The 11,860-nt window shown below is 38.8% G+C and carries 24 protein-coding genes; all 24 read right to left on the bottom strand.

Annotation, left to right across the window (positions count from 1 at the left end; genetic code table 11):
* Nucleotides 1-325 precede the first annotated feature (325 nt).
* Nucleotides 326-802 (bottom strand): 50S ribosomal protein L17, encoded by a 477-nt coding sequence (gene rplQ, locus PREBIDRAFT_RS07125; RefSeq protein ID WP_004335766.1) that lies wholly within the window; start codon nt 800-802, stop codon nt 326-328.
* A gap of 87 nt (nt 803-889) precedes the next feature.
* Nucleotides 890-1,888: a DNA-directed RNA polymerase subunit alpha gene (locus tag PREBIDRAFT_RS07120; RefSeq protein ID WP_004335767.1), complete on the bottom strand. Its 999-nt coding sequence runs from the start codon at nt 1,886-1,888 to the stop codon at nt 890-892.
* A gap of 18 nt (nt 1,889-1,906) precedes the next feature.
* Entirely contained in the window at nt 1,907-2,512 is a 606-nt protein-coding gene (gene rpsD / locus PREBIDRAFT_RS07115; RefSeq protein ID WP_004335768.1) for a 30S ribosomal protein S4, read from the bottom strand.
* Between the two features lie 33 nt (nt 2,513-2,545).
* On the bottom strand, nt 2,546-2,935 hold the full coding sequence (gene rpsK, locus PREBIDRAFT_RS07110; RefSeq protein ID WP_004335769.1) for a 30S ribosomal protein S11: 390 nt from the start codon (nt 2,933-2,935) through the stop codon (nt 2,546-2,548).
* A 21-nt stretch (nt 2,936-2,956) separates the two neighbouring features.
* A complete protein-coding gene (rpsM, locus tag PREBIDRAFT_RS07105; protein WP_004335770.1) occupies nt 2,957-3,337 on the bottom strand; it encodes a 30S ribosomal protein S13 in 381 nt (126 codons plus the stop codon).
* A gap of 98 nt (nt 3,338-3,435) precedes the next feature.
* A complete protein-coding gene (rpmJ, locus tag PREBIDRAFT_RS11145; protein ID WP_004335771.1) occupies nt 3,436-3,552 on the bottom strand; it encodes a 50S ribosomal protein L36 in 117 nt (38 codons plus the stop codon).
* A gap of 14 nt (nt 3,553-3,566) precedes the next feature.
* Nucleotides 3,567-3,785 (bottom strand): translation initiation factor IF-1, encoded by a 219-nt coding sequence (infA, locus tag PREBIDRAFT_RS07100; protein WP_004335772.1) that lies wholly within the window; start codon nt 3,783-3,785, stop codon nt 3,567-3,569.
* Between the two features lie 133 nt (nt 3,786-3,918).
* Nucleotides 3,919-5,253 (bottom strand): preprotein translocase subunit SecY, encoded by a 1,335-nt coding sequence (gene secY, locus PREBIDRAFT_RS07095; protein WP_004335773.1) that lies wholly within the window; start codon nt 5,251-5,253, stop codon nt 3,919-3,921.
* A gap of 4 nt (nt 5,254-5,257) precedes the next feature.
* On the bottom strand, nt 5,258-5,704 hold the full coding sequence (gene rplO, locus PREBIDRAFT_RS07090) for a 50S ribosomal protein L15 (RefSeq protein WP_004335774.1): 447 nt from the start codon (nt 5,702-5,704) through the stop codon (nt 5,258-5,260).
* Nucleotides 5,705-5,729: 25 nt separating this feature from the next.
* The gene (gene rpmD / locus PREBIDRAFT_RS07085; RefSeq protein WP_004335776.1) at nt 5,730-5,906 is read right to left on the bottom strand and encodes a 50S ribosomal protein L30; all 177 of its coding nucleotides are present in this window, start codon (nt 5,904-5,906) and stop codon (nt 5,730-5,732) included.
* Between the two features lie 19 nt (nt 5,907-5,925).
* Nucleotides 5,926-6,438, bottom strand: coding sequence for a 30S ribosomal protein S5 (gene rpsE, locus PREBIDRAFT_RS07080; RefSeq protein ID WP_004335778.1), 513 nt, complete (start codon nt 6,436-6,438; stop codon nt 5,926-5,928).
* A 6-nt stretch (nt 6,439-6,444) separates the two neighbouring features.
* Nucleotides 6,445-6,789: a 50S ribosomal protein L18 gene (rplR, locus tag PREBIDRAFT_RS07075; protein ID WP_004335780.1), complete on the bottom strand. Its 345-nt coding sequence runs from the start codon at nt 6,787-6,789 to the stop codon at nt 6,445-6,447.
* A 21-nt stretch (nt 6,790-6,810) separates the two neighbouring features.
* Entirely contained in the window at nt 6,811-7,377 is a 567-nt protein-coding gene (gene rplF / locus PREBIDRAFT_RS07070; RefSeq protein WP_004335782.1) for a 50S ribosomal protein L6, read from the bottom strand.
* Between the two features lie 15 nt (nt 7,378-7,392).
* Nucleotides 7,393-7,788, bottom strand: coding sequence for a 30S ribosomal protein S8 (gene rpsH / locus PREBIDRAFT_RS07065; RefSeq protein ID WP_004335784.1), 396 nt, complete (start codon nt 7,786-7,788; stop codon nt 7,393-7,395).
* 120 nt (nt 7,789-7,908) lie between these two features.
* A complete protein-coding gene (rpsN, locus tag PREBIDRAFT_RS07060) occupies nt 7,909-8,211 on the bottom strand; it encodes a 30S ribosomal protein S14 (RefSeq protein ID WP_004335786.1) in 303 nt (100 codons plus the stop codon).
* Between the two features lie 5 nt (nt 8,212-8,216).
* Complete coding sequence (gene rplE / locus PREBIDRAFT_RS07055; protein WP_004335788.1) at nt 8,217-8,771, bottom strand: 50S ribosomal protein L5; 555 nt, start codon at nt 8,769-8,771, stop codon at nt 8,217-8,219.
* Complete coding sequence (gene rplX / locus PREBIDRAFT_RS07050) at nt 8,771-9,088, bottom strand: 50S ribosomal protein L24 (protein ID WP_004335790.1); 318 nt, start codon at nt 9,086-9,088, stop codon at nt 8,771-8,773. The genes rplE and rplX overlap by 1 nt, the downstream gene beginning before the upstream one ends.
* A 19-nt stretch (nt 9,089-9,107) precedes the next feature.
* Nucleotides 9,108-9,473, bottom strand: coding sequence for a 50S ribosomal protein L14 (gene rplN, locus PREBIDRAFT_RS07045; protein WP_004335794.1), 366 nt, complete (start codon nt 9,471-9,473; stop codon nt 9,108-9,110).
* A 2-nt stretch (nt 9,474-9,475) separates the two neighbouring features.
* Nucleotides 9,476-9,742 carry a 30S ribosomal protein S17 gene (rpsQ, locus tag PREBIDRAFT_RS07040; RefSeq protein ID WP_036863470.1) on the bottom strand — a complete coding sequence of 89 codons (267 nt, stop codon included), beginning with the start codon at nt 9,740-9,742 and terminating at the stop codon, nt 9,476-9,478.
* A 2-nt stretch (nt 9,743-9,744) separates the two neighbouring features.
* On the bottom strand, nt 9,745-9,939 hold the full coding sequence (gene rpmC / locus PREBIDRAFT_RS07035) for a 50S ribosomal protein L29 (protein WP_004335798.1): 195 nt from the start codon (nt 9,937-9,939) through the stop codon (nt 9,745-9,747).
* 5 nt (nt 9,940-9,944) lie between these two features.
* Nucleotides 9,945-10,373, bottom strand: a complete 429-nt coding sequence (gene rplP / locus PREBIDRAFT_RS07030) for a 50S ribosomal protein L16 (RefSeq protein ID WP_004335808.1) — start codon at nt 10,371-10,373, stop codon at nt 9,945-9,947.
* A 14-nt stretch (nt 10,374-10,387) separates the two neighbouring features.
* Nucleotides 10,388-11,125: a 30S ribosomal protein S3 gene (rpsC, locus tag PREBIDRAFT_RS07025; RefSeq protein ID WP_004335810.1), complete on the bottom strand. Its 738-nt coding sequence runs from the start codon at nt 11,123-11,125 to the stop codon at nt 10,388-10,390.
* Between the two features lie 8 nt (nt 11,126-11,133).
* On the bottom strand, nt 11,134-11,544 hold the full coding sequence (gene rplV / locus PREBIDRAFT_RS07020; protein ID WP_004335812.1) for a 50S ribosomal protein L22: 411 nt from the start codon (nt 11,542-11,544) through the stop codon (nt 11,134-11,136).
* 42 nt (nt 11,545-11,586) lie between these two features.
* Complete coding sequence (gene rpsS, locus PREBIDRAFT_RS07015; RefSeq protein ID WP_004335814.1) at nt 11,587-11,853, bottom strand: 30S ribosomal protein S19; 267 nt, start codon at nt 11,851-11,853, stop codon at nt 11,587-11,589.
* Nucleotides 11,854-11,860: the final 7 nt, after the last annotated feature.

The raw sequence follows: 11,860 nt of genomic DNA, 5'->3' as shown, positions 1-11,860 counted from the left end.
TTTTATATAGGGATTTCCCTAAAAATAGTCACTAAAAGGTTTATCGGACAGCAATATAAATTTATAAAGGAAAGTTTAGCTGTGCATTTTTACATATCAAATATTATTTCTATGTTTTGTAACAGACAAAATAACTAAAAACGAATAGCAGTCCGAAAAAAGATCAGCCGTTATTAATTACTTTATAGTCGTCAAATATGATCAAAATAACAATGGACAACAATAGTTATTTATATGCTGTATGAAATAGCATATAAAGCTGTAAGATACTAAAACTCCTCGACATAAAAAAATGCCGAGGAGTTTAATATTTGGTGATAAATAATTATTCAGCCTTTGCTTCTTCTGCTGCATCAGCCACAGGAGCATCTTCAACTTTCTTTGTAGAACGACGACTACGGCGAGTTTTCTTAGCTTCTGCCTTAGGAGTCTTAGCCATATTCTCATCAAAGTCAACAAGCTCGATGAATGCCATCTCTGCAGCATCACCCTGACGAGTTCCAAGCTTAATAACACGTGTATAACCACCAGGGCGATCGCCTACCTTTACAGAAATATTCTTGAACAATTCTGTAACAGCTTCCTTATTCTGTAGATAACGGAAAACAACACGACGTGAGTTTGTTGTATCTTCCTTACAACGTGTAATCAATGGCTCAACGAACTTTTTAAGAGCCTTAGCTTTTGCTAGTGTCGTAGTGATTCTTTTGTGCTCGATCAATGCTATTGCAAGATTTGAAAGCAATGCAGCACGATGTGGAGCAGTACGACCTAAATGGTTGAATTTTTTATTATGTCTCATTATTTTTGTCTTCTTGTGAACAAGCTATAAGCAATTTATAAACTCTTCTTTAACCTTAAGAGAATAAAGAAGAGCTAATAAAAAGTCTTATTCTTTGTCCAATTTATACTTTGTAATGTCGGTTCCAAATGATAGATTCAGACCTTCGAGCAAATCATCAAGCTCAGAAAGCGATTTCTTACCAAAGTTGCGGAACTTCAAGAGGTCTGTCTTATTGTATTGTACTAAGTCTCCAAGTGTTTCCACATCAGCTGCTTTCAAACAATTAAGTGCGCGAACACTCAAATTCAAAGAAGCATCTGTTAGCTTAGTCTTCAATAATTGACGCATATGCAAGATCTCCTCATCGAACTCTTGATTATTTTCTTGATCTGAAGATTCCAATGTAATCTTTTCATCAGAGAATAACATAAAGTGATAAATAAGAGTCTTAGCAGCCTCTTTCAATGCATCCTTTGGATGTATGGAACCATCCGTTGTAACTTCAATAACTAACTTATCATAGTCAGTCTTCTGCTCAACACGATATGGCTCAACAGAATATTTTACGTTACGTATCGGGGTGTAGATTGAATCGATTGGGAGTACATTTACATCTGTGCAGAATTCGCGGTTCTCATCAGCTGGGACATAACCACGACCCTTATTGATTGTAAGTTCAATTTGCATAGATGCTTTTGAATCTAAATGACAAATCACCAAATCAGGGTTTAACACTTCAAATCCAGTCAGATAATTGCTAATATCACCTGCTTTGAATTCTGTAGAATTCTCAACAGTGATACTAACTTTCTCATTCTCGAATTCTTCTACTACTTGCCTAAATCTAACTTGTTTTAGATTCAAGATGATGTTGGTAACATCTTCCTTAACACCTGGTACTGAAGAGAATTCATGTTCAACACCTGCTATACGTATGGTGTTGATTGCAAAACCTTCAAGAGATGAAAGGAGGATGCGACGTAAAGCGTTACCAATAGTAACACCGAAGCCAGGCTCTAAAGGACGAAATTCGAATTTACCGAAAGTATCATTTGCCTCCAGCATCACAACTTTATCAGGTTTTTGAAATGCTAATATCGCCATTAATTGAATGATTTTTAATTATTTAGAGTACAACTCAACGATCAACTGTTCTTTAATATTCTCAGGAATATCAGCGCGGTCTGGTCTGTGTAGGAACTTACCTGCCTTAGCATTCTCATCCCATTCTAACCAAGGATACTTACTATGGTTAAAGCCAGCCAAAGCAGCTTCAATAACCTCTAGCGACTTAGCCTTCTCACGAACACCAACGACATCACCAGCCTTTACATTGTAAGAAGCGATATTTACGACATCACCATTTACAGTTATGTGCTTGTGACCTACAAGCTGACGCGCAGCTGCACGAGTTGGAGCTATACCAAGACGGAATACAACGTTATCAAGACGTGCTTCTAGACTTTGTAGAAGAACTTCACCAGTGATACCACTAGACTTAGCTGCCTTTTCAAACAGATTGCGGAATTGACGCTCTAAAACTCCATAAGTATATTTAGCTTTTTGCTTTTCAGCCAACTGTGCACCGTATTCAGAAACCTTACGACGACGGTTATTTCCATGCTGTCCAGGAGGGAAATTTCTCTTAGCCAACACTTTGTCTGCGCCGAAAATTGGCTCACCAAAACGGCGTGCAATTCTAGTTTTTGGACCTATGTATCTTGCCATATTTTTTTTGCTTTAAACTTTTATAAGATGTGATTATACACGACGACGCTTAGGAGGACGACAACCGTTATGTGGTAATGGAGTTACGTCTACAATTTCTGTAACGACAATACCTGCAGCGTTTACCGCACGAATTGCGCTCTCACGACCATTACCTGGTCCCTTAACAAACGCCTTAACTTTACGTAGACCTAAGTCGAATGCTACCTTAGCACAATCCTCTGCAGCCATTTGTGCTGCGTAAGGAGTATTCTTCTTAGAACCACGGAATCCCATCTTACCTGCAGAAGACCAAGAAATAACCTGACCTTCATTATTAGCCAAAGATACAATAATGTTATTAAAAGAGCTATGCACATGAAGTTGCCCCATAGCATCTACTCTTACATTTCTTTTCTTAGATGTTGCTGTTTTTTTTGCCATAATTAATTTTCCTCCTTAAAATTACTTAGTAGCCTTCTTCTTGTTAGCAACAGTCTTTTTCTTACCCTTACGGGTACGAGCATTATTCTTTGTACTCTGACCGCGAACAGGAAGACCGTTACGATGTCTAACACCACGATAGCAACCAATATCCATTAGGCGCTTAATATTCATTTGGACCTCAGAACGGAGATCACCTTCTACTTTGAATTCAGCACCGATAATTTCACGGATTTTAGCTGCTTGATCATCAGACCACTCGCTAACCTTAAGGTCGCGGCTGATACCAGCTTTATCCAATATCTTTGCTGAACTACTTCGACCTATACCGTAGATATAAGTCAATGCGATTTCGCCACGCTTATTTTGGGGCAAATCTACTCCAACAATTCTTATTGCCATTGTAAAATAATTAATTAAATTAATTGTCTGTTTACGCTAAAAAGTATGCAAAGGTAATCATTATTAAGTACAATATCATACCTTTACTCTTTTTTAACTTAACCCTGACGTAATTTGAACTTAGGGTTTTTCTTGTTGATAACGAACAAGCGACCTTTTCGACGAACGATCTTACAGTCGGCTGTACGCTTCTTTAATGATGCTCTTGTCTTCATATATCTTATGATATTTATTTGTATCTGAAAACGATTCTACCTTTCGTAAGATCATAAGGACTCATCTCGACCTTTACCTTATCTCCTGGTAAAATTTTAATGTAGTGCATTCTCATCTTTCCTGAGATATGAGCGATGATTTCTACACCATTCTCTAACTCTACGCGAAACATTGCGTTGGAAAGTGCTTCTAGGATTGTGCCATCCTGTTCTATTGCAGTTTGCTTTGCCATATATAATTTTTACTTTATTTTTCTAATTGTAGATATAACAAGTGATGCTTGTTCAGCCTATAAGTAACTGAACGAAGCGTCTCTTATATATTGTATTACATCATTTTTAGAAATCATAGTTAAAGACAAAGAATTAATAGGCAGATACACTATTACGTGTATGACCAGAATTCAATAGACCATCATAATGGCGCATCATCAAATGTGATTCTATTTGCTGCAAAGTATCTATAACAACTCCAACAAGAATCAATAGTGAAGTACCACCAAAGAACTGTCCAAATGCATCTTGTACATGAAGAAATCCTGCAAATGCTGGCATAATCGCAATAAAAGCAATAAAGAGAGAACCTGGCAGAGTAATACGAGACATAATTGTATCAATATAATCTGCAGTATCCTTACCTGGACGAACTCCAGGAATAAAGCCATTATTACGCTTCATATCTTCAGCCATTTGAGTAGGATTCAATGTAATAGCAGTATAGAAATATGTAAATGCAATGATAAGGATAACATAAAGAATATTGTATGGAAGGCTCTTTGTATTCATCATTGACTGAAGAATAGAGCTTGCGCTATCAGTTGAATATTGAACTATTGCTAATGGAATAAACATCAAAGCCTGCGCAAAGATGATAGGCATTACATTTGCAGCAAACAATTTCAAAGGAATGTACTGACGAGCTCCACCATATTGTTTATTTCCTACAACCTTCTTTGCGTATTGCACAGGAACCTGTCGAGTTCCTTGAACAAGAAGAATCGCAGCACAGACAACAAGATATAAAACAATGATCTCAACGATAAACATAACAAATCCACCACCAGTAATTGCTTCGAAGCGGCTTGTAAGCTCTTGGAAGAAAGCTTGTGGAAGACGTGCTATGATACCTAACATAATAATTAAAGAGATGCCGTTGCCTACACCTTTGTCTGTAATACGCTCACCTAACCAAAGGATAAACATTGAACCTGCAGCTAGAATAACTGTAGCTGGAATTGCAAATGCTGTCCAAGTTATACCAGAAGCAAGTGCTCCTGCAGCTTGAGCCTTTAGATTAGTTAGGTACATAGGTGCCTGAAACAATAATATAAATACTGTCAAGGCACGTGTGTACCAATTTATTTTCTTTGTTCCACTCTCGCCTTCACGCTGTAACTTTTGGAAATAAGGAACAGCAACAGCAAGAAGTTGCATAACGATAGAAGCTGAGATGTAAGGCATAATTCCTAATGCGAAAATTGACGCATGAGAAAATGCACCACCTGAGAACATGTCCAAAAGCGACATTAAGCCACCCGCGGTCTGTGACTGCAATTTTTCCAACAATGCTGGATTAATACCAGGAAGAACCACAAAAGATCCAAAACGGTAAATAGCTGCGAACAGAATAGTGATAAGAAGACGCTGACGCAAATCTTCTACCTTCCAACAGTTCTTCAGAGTCTCAATAAACTTCTTCATTAATTTAGATTATAGTTGTGTTACCACCTACTGCCTTGATTGCCTCTTCAGCAGTTTTAGAGAATGCGTTTGCTTCAACTTCTAGTTTAGCTTTCAACTCACCATTGCCAAGTACCTTTACAAGATCCTTGCCTCTAACAAGACCAGCAGCTTTTAGTTCTACCAATCCTACCTTAGCTAGGTTGAGTTTATCTGCCAAAGCCTGAAGAGTAGCTAGATTTACAGCTGTATATTCCTTATGGTTGATATTCTTAAATCCACCCTTTGGTACACGACGCTGTAGTGGCATCTGACCACCTTCGAAACCAATCTTTCTCTTATAACCAGAACGTGCCTTAGCACCCTTGTGTCCACGAGTAGAAGTACCGCCTAATCCAGAACCTGTACCACGACCAAGGCGACGACGAGTATGTGTAGAGCCTGCTGCTGGTGTTAAATTATTTAATTTCATATTAACCTAATCGTTTAAAATTTAATTAATCAACTACTGATACCAAGTGATGAACCTTAGCTATCATTCCACGGTTACTAGGGGTATCTTCTACCTCTATAACTTGTGAAATTTTGCGGAGACCTAAAGCTAGCAATGTGGCTTTCTGATCTTTAGGAGCACCGATACGGCTCTTAATTTGCTTTACCTTAATTGTTGCCATAATTTAATATCCCCTTTGATTAACCGTTAAAAACTTTGTCCATACTGATACCGCGCTCACCAGCAATAGTATAAGCATCACGCATCTCTGCTAATGCAGCGATAGTTGCCTTTACCAAGTTGTGAGGGTTAGAAGAACCCTTTGATTTAGCAATCACGTCAGTAATACCAGCGCTCTCCAATACGGCACGCATAGCACCACCAGCCTTCAAGCCAGTACCAGCTGCAGCTGGTTTCAATAGAACCTGTGCTCCGCTGAAGCGAGCTTCTACTTCATGAGGAACAGTTCCTTTCAATACAGGAACCTTAACTAGGTTCTTCTTTGCAGAATCTGTTCCCTTTTGAATAGCAGCTGTAACTTCTCCAGCCTTACCTAGACCCCAGCCAATAACACCGTTACCGTCACCTACAACAACGATAGCAGCAAATGTGAAAGTACGACCACCTTTAGTAACCTTAGTTACACGGTTGATAGCAACCAAGCGATCCTTAAGTTCAACGTCATTATTTACTTTTACTTTATTCAATGCCATAATCGTTTAGAATTTAAGTCCTCCTTCACGTGCAGCTTCAGCTAATGCCTGAACACGTCCGTGATATAGATAACCGTTACGGTCAAAAACTACTTGTTCAACACCTGCAGCCTTAGCATGGGCAGCTACTAGCTCACCAACTTTCTTAGCTTGCTCTATCTTAGCTAATTTTTCCAAGCCAAGAGATGAAGCTGAAGCAAGAGTAGTACCTGTAAGGTCATTAATAACCTGTGCATAAATCTGCTTATTGCTACGGAATACACTTAAGCGTGGACGCTCAGCGCTCCCAGTAACATTCTTACGAATGCGAAACTTTATCTTAAGTCTTCTTTGTTCTTTCTTTGTTGTCATAATCGTAATGAATTATTAAAGTTACTTAGCTGCAGCTGTCTTACCAGACTTCCTGCGAATAACCTCACCCTTAAATAGGATACCCTTACCCTTATATGGTTCAGGCATACGGAAAGAACGGATCTTAGCACAAACAAGACCAAGCAACTGCTTATCAGCTGATTCTAAAGTAATTATAGGGTTCTGATTACGCTCACTTTTTGTTTCAACTTTGATCTCAGCAGGAAGCTGAATAAAAATTGGGTGAGTATAACCTAGAGAAAACTCTACGATATTACCTTGATTAGAAACACGATAACCAACACCAACAAGCTCCAAAGTTTTTGAGTATCCTTCACTAACACCAATAACCATATTATTGATCAAAGAACGATACAAGCCATGAAAAGCTTGTTTCTGCTTATAATTTACTGGACTTTTTTCATCAACCTCAAGAGTGATTTCACTGTCATTGATAACAGTCTTAATAGAAGCATCAACTTTCTGTGAAAGTTCACCCTTAGGACCCTTTACAGCTACTACACCATTATTGAAAGTTACTGTAACACCAGCAGGAATACTAATTGGTAATTTTCCTATTCTTGACATAATGTAAACCTCCAATTAATAAATGTAACAAAGAACCTCACCACCGATTTTTTCAGCAGCAGCCTCTTTATTAGTCATTACACCCTTAGACGTAGAGATGATTGCAACACCTAGTCCGTTAATAACTCTCGGCATATCCTTATAACCAGTATACTTACGTAGACCTGGTGTAGAAACACGCTTCAAACTCTTGATAGCGTTCTTCTTTGTTATAGGATCGTACTTTAAGGCAACCTTAATAGTACCTTGTGGTCCATCTTCGATGAACTTATAGTTCAAGATGTAACCCTTCTCAAAGAGAATCTTGGTAATAGATTTCTTCAAGTTTGACGCAGGAACTTCAACAACACGATGATGTGCCATGATCGCGTTTCTGAGTCTAGTCAGATAATCTGCTATTGGATCTGTCATAATATATAAATGTTTAATTAATCGGGACTACCCCGACAATATTAAAGAATATCCATTAAAATGATTAGCAAAAGTAATGCCAAACATCACCTTTAGCCAATCATTATCTGCATATCTAAATTACCAGCTTGCTTTCTTTACTCCTGGGATAAGACCTTGTGAAGCCATCTCACGGAACTGGATACGAGAAAGACCAAACTGACGAATGTAACCCTTTGGACGACCAGTAATCTTACAACGATTGTGTAGACGAATTGGATTAGCATTCTTTGGAATAGACTGCAACTTACGTGCAGCCTCGTAAGCCTCTTCAGGATCATTAGAAGTAGCGATTACTTTCTTTAGAGCTTCACGCTTTTCAGCATAACGAGCAACTAGCTTAGCACGCTTTACTTCACGAGCCTTCATTGATTCTTTTGCCATATCAATTAATCGTTTTTAGCATTCTTGAATGGAAGACCGAAACCTTTTAGCAGAGCAAAACCTTCTTCGTCAGTCCTAGCTGATGTTACAAAAGTGATGTTCAAACCTTGGATACGATCAACCTGATCGATATTAATTTCTGGGAAAATAATCTGCTCAGTGACACCGAGTGTATAGTTTCCACGACCATCGAATTTACTTTCGATACCCTTGAAGTCACGAATACGTGGCAAAGACACACGTACTAGCTTCTCTAAGAATTCATACATACGTTCACGACGTAGTGTAACCATAACACCGATAGGCATCTTCTTACGAAGCTTGAAGTTTGCAATATCCTTCTTAGAGTAAGTTGCAACAGCCTTCTGACCTGTGATTGTAGAGATCTCATTAATAGCTACTTCGATAATCTTCTTATCTTGTGTAGCATCACCAAGACCTTGGTTAATAACGATCTTCTTCAATACAGGAACTTGCATAGCAGAAGAATAATTAAATTGCTTCTGTAAAGCAGGAACTATCTGTTCCTTATACTGTTTCTTTAATTGAGCTGTATTCATTATTTAATTTCCTCCCCAGATTTTTTAGCGATACGCTTAACGGTTTTGCCTTCACGCTCAATTTTGATACGTGTAGCCTTTCCGCTCTTTGGATCGATAAGACTTAAATTTGAGATATGAATTGGAGCTTCCTGCTTAACGATGCCACCTTGTGGATTAGCAGCAGAAGGCTTTGAGCTCTTAGAGACAATATTAACACCCTCAACAATAGCGCGTTCTTTGTCAGCAATCACTTTGAGTACCTTACCAATTTTGCCATTATCCTTACCTGTTAGGACAATTACCTGATCGCCTTTCTTTATATGAAATTTTGCCATTTTATTGTCAATTTATAAATTAAAGAACCTCAGGTGCTAATGAAACAACTTTCATATTAACTGCACGCAATTCACGAGCAACAGGACCGAAGATACGGCTGCCACGAATTTCGCCTGCGTTATTTAGCAACACACATGCGTTATCATCGAAACGAATGTATGAACCATCAGCACGACGAATTTCCTTCTTAGTGCGTACTATCAAAGCTTTTGATACTGCACCCTTTTTCAATTCACTTGATGGGATGACGTTCTGTACAGCAACTACGATAACGTCACCAACACTTGCATAACGACGGCGAGTACCACCTAGTACACGAATGCACTTTGCTTCACGAGCGCCGCTATTATCACATACTGTAAGTTTTGATTCTACTTGTATCATAATTACTTAGCTTTTTCAACAATTTGAACTAATCTCCATCTCTTTGTCTTAGAAAGAGGACGAGTTTCCATGATCATTACGGTATCACCGATATTTGCCTCATTCTTCTCGTCATGAGCATGGTACTTTTTTGTTTTCTGGACAAACTTACCATATATAGGGTGCTTCTCTTTGAACTTAGCAGCAATAACGATGGTTTTATCCATTTTGTTGCTGATAACGACACCCTGTCTTACTTTTCTTAAATTTCTTGTTTCCATCTGGACCATTGTTATTTATTAAGTTCTCTTTGACGGAGTTCTGTCTTCATACGTGCGATATCACGACGAGCAACCTTAATTTGAGATGGATTCTCAAGTGGAGTAACCTGATGATTAAGCTTCATTTTATCCAAAGCTATCTCAGCATTTTCTAACTTCTCAACCAAATCCTTGGTTTCAAGCTCTTTTACTTCTTTAATCTTCATCTTACTTAAGCGTTTTTATCGAAATCACGTCTAACAATAAACTTTGTCTTTACAGGTAGTTTCTGAGCTGCAAGGCGAAGAGCCTCTTTAGCGATATCGAAACTTACACCTTCTACTTCAAAGAGGACACGACCTGGAGTAACTGGTGCAACCCATCCTGCAGGATCACCCTTACCTTTACCCATACGCACATCAGCAGGCTTACGAGTAATTGGTTTATCAGGGAAAATACGTATCCAGACTTGTCCTTGACGGTTCATGTAACGGTTTACGGCTACACGAGCTGCCTCAATCTGACGGCTATCGATCCATTTAGCTTCAAGTGTCTTGATACCAAACGATCCAAAAGCCAATTGTGTACCTCTGTGGGCGTTTCCTTTATTTCCACGTCCATCTTGAGGTCTTCTATATTTTACTCTTTTTGGCTGTAACATGATAGCTTTTACTTTTAACGGTTATTGTTTCTTCTGCGATTACCTCTACCAGAACGACCATTGCCGTTACCATTATGTGAACGAGCATTTGTCTTTTCCTGAGTAAAGTTAGGTGTTAGATCTACCTTGTTGTAAACTTCACCACGGCAAATCCAAACCTTAATACCCAAAAGACCTACTTTTGTAAGTGCTTCTGTTGCACAGTAATCGATGTCTGCACGGAGTGTATGTAAAGGAGTACGTCCTTCCTTAAACATCTCCTTACGTGCCATTTCAGCACCGTTCAGACGACCAGTAATTTGAACTTTAACACCTTCAGCTCCAGCACGCATTACATTTGCAACAGCCATCTTGATAGCACGACGGTAAGCAACCTTACCTTCTACCTGGCGAGCGATGTTGTTACCAACAATGTTTGCATCGAGATCAGGTTTCTTAACCTCAAAAATATTAATTTGAATTTCCTTTTTGAAAAGGTTCTTCAATTCTTCCTTTAGCTTATCAACATCTTGACCACCTTTACCAATAACAATACCTGGACGTGCAGTACAAATAGTAATGGTAACGAGCTTCAAGGTACGTTCAATGACAATACGAGAAATGCTTGCTTTCTCTAGGCGCTTATTCAGATAAGCACGGATCTTGCGATCTTCAACAAGACTTTCTCCAAAATTTTTGCCACCGAACCAATTTGATTCCCAACCGCGGATAATACCTAGACGATTGCTAATTGGATTAACTTTCTGTCCCATTCTACTATTTATTTATCATTATTAGCGTCAGCCTTCGAATCAACGAAAAGTGTGACGTGGTTAGAACGTTTACGAATTCTATAGCCACGGCCCTGTGGTGCAGGACGCATGCGCTTCATTGTAACACCTTCATCAACGAAGATCTTAGAGATATAAAGTTCACCGTCTTCAGCTTTGCGGTCATTTTTATTCTCCCAGTTAGCTATTGCTGAACGTAGCAACTTTTCTACATTTTGTGCAGCAGCCTTCTTTGAGAATCTTAGCACGCCAAGGGCACGATTTACTTCCATTCCGCGTACCATGTCTACAACATAGCGCATCTTACGTGGAGAAGAAGGACAGTCCTTGAGCTTTGCAAAATACTGGCTTTTTAATGCTTCTTTACGAGCTTCAGCCTTTATATGTTTTCTTGCTCCCATTATTTATATTATTCTATTTTCTAAATGGATAATATGACCTGCTTAACGCTTATTACCAGAGTGACCACCAAAACGGCGTGTAGGGCTAAACTCACCTAGTTTATGACCTACCATATTCTCAGTAATGTAAACAGGGATAAATTTGTTTCCGTTGTGTACTGCAACAGTGTGTCCCACGAAATCTGGGGAAATCATTGATGCTCTAGCCCAAGTCTTAACTACATTTTGCTTGCCACTTTCATTCATAGCGAGAATTTTTTTCTCAAGCGACACGTTAATGTATGGACCTTTTTTTAATGAACGACTCATAATTTAC

Source organism: Prevotella bivia DSM 20514, from assembly GCF_000262545.1.
Lineage (GTDB): Bacteria > Bacteroidota > Bacteroidia > Bacteroidales > Bacteroidaceae > Prevotella > Prevotella bivia.
Note: the sequence above shows the minus strand (reverse complement) of the source record. Positions and strands in the feature narration are given on the sequence as shown.

What these genes read in the sequence shown, in the direction of transcription:
- rplQ (WP_004335766.1), bottom strand. Translation starts at nt 802, where the DNA reads ATGAGACATAATAAAAAATTCAACCATTTAGGTCGTACTGCTCCACAT.
- PREBIDRAFT_RS07120 (WP_004335767.1), bottom strand. Translation starts at nt 1,888, where the DNA reads ATGGCGATATTAGCATTTCAAAAACCTGATAAAGTTGTGATGCTGGAG.
- rpsD (WP_004335768.1), bottom strand. Translation starts at nt 2,512, where the DNA reads ATGGCAAGATACATAGGTCCAAAAACTAGAATTGCACGCCGTTTTGGT.
- rpsK (WP_004335769.1), bottom strand. Translation starts at nt 2,935, where the DNA reads ATGGCAAAAAAAACAGCAACATCTAAGAAAAGAAATGTAAGAGTAGAT.
- rpsM (WP_004335770.1), bottom strand. Translation starts at nt 3,337, where the DNA reads ATGGCAATAAGAATTGTTGGAGTAGATTTGCCCCAAAATAAGCGTGGC.
- rpmJ (WP_004335771.1), bottom strand. Translation starts at nt 3,552, where the DNA reads ATGAAGACAAGAGCATCATTAAAGAAGCGTACAGCCGACTGTAAGATC.
- infA (WP_004335772.1), bottom strand. Translation starts at nt 3,785, where the DNA reads ATGGCAAAGCAAACTGCAATAGAACAGGATGGCACAATCCTAGAAGCA.
- secY (WP_004335773.1), bottom strand. Translation starts at nt 5,253, where the DNA reads ATGAAGAAGTTTATTGAGACTCTGAAGAACTGTTGGAAGGTAGAAGAT.
- rplO (WP_004335774.1), bottom strand. Translation starts at nt 5,704, where the DNA reads ATGAAATTAAATAATTTAACACCAGCAGCAGGCTCTACACATACTCGT.
- rpmD (WP_004335776.1), bottom strand. Translation starts at nt 5,906, where the DNA reads ATGGCAACAATTAAGGTAAAGCAAATTAAGAGCCGTATCGGTGCTCCT.
- rpsE (WP_004335778.1), bottom strand. Translation starts at nt 6,438, where the DNA reads ATGGCATTGAATAAAGTAAAAGTAAATAATGACGTTGAACTTAAGGAT.
- rplR (WP_004335780.1), bottom strand. Translation starts at nt 6,789, where the DNA reads ATGACAACAAAGAAAGAACAAAGAAGACTTAAGATAAAGTTTCGCATT.
- rplF (WP_004335782.1), bottom strand. Translation starts at nt 7,377, where the DNA reads ATGTCAAGAATAGGAAAATTACCAATTAGTATTCCTGCTGGTGTTACA.
- rpsH (WP_004335784.1), bottom strand. Translation starts at nt 7,788, where the DNA reads ATGACAGATCCAATAGCAGATTATCTGACTAGACTCAGAAACGCGATC.
- rpsN (WP_004335786.1), bottom strand. Translation starts at nt 8,211, where the DNA reads ATGGCAAAAGAATCAATGAAGGCTCGTGAAGTAAAGCGTGCTAAGCTA.
- rplE (WP_004335788.1), bottom strand. Translation starts at nt 8,771, where the DNA reads ATGAATACAGCTCAATTAAAGAAACAGTATAAGGAACAGATAGTTCCT.
- rplX (WP_004335790.1), bottom strand. Translation starts at nt 9,088, where the DNA reads ATGGCAAAATTTCATATAAAGAAAGGCGATCAGGTAATTGTCCTAACA.
- rplN (WP_004335794.1), bottom strand. Translation starts at nt 9,473, where the DNA reads ATGATACAAGTAGAATCAAAACTTACAGTATGTGATAATAGCGGCGCT.
- rpsQ (WP_036863470.1), bottom strand. Translation starts at nt 9,742, where the DNA reads ATGGTCCAGATGGAAACAAGAAATTTAAGAAAAGTAAGACAGGGTGTC.
- rpmC (WP_004335798.1), bottom strand. Translation starts at nt 9,939, where the DNA reads ATGAAGATTAAAGAAGTAAAAGAGCTTGAAACCAAGGATTTGGTTGAG.
- rplP (WP_004335808.1), bottom strand. Translation starts at nt 10,373, where the DNA reads ATGTTACAGCCAAAAAGAGTAAAATATAGAAGACCTCAAGATGGACGT.
- rpsC (WP_004335810.1), bottom strand. Translation starts at nt 11,125, where the DNA reads ATGGGACAGAAAGTTAATCCAATTAGCAATCGTCTAGGTATTATCCGC.
- rplV (WP_004335812.1), bottom strand. Translation starts at nt 11,544, where the DNA reads ATGGGAGCAAGAAAACATATAAAGGCTGAAGCTCGTAAAGAAGCATTA.
- rpsS (WP_004335814.1), bottom strand. Translation starts at nt 11,853, where the DNA reads ATGAGTCGTTCATTAAAAAAAGGTCCATACATTAACGTGTCGCTTGAG.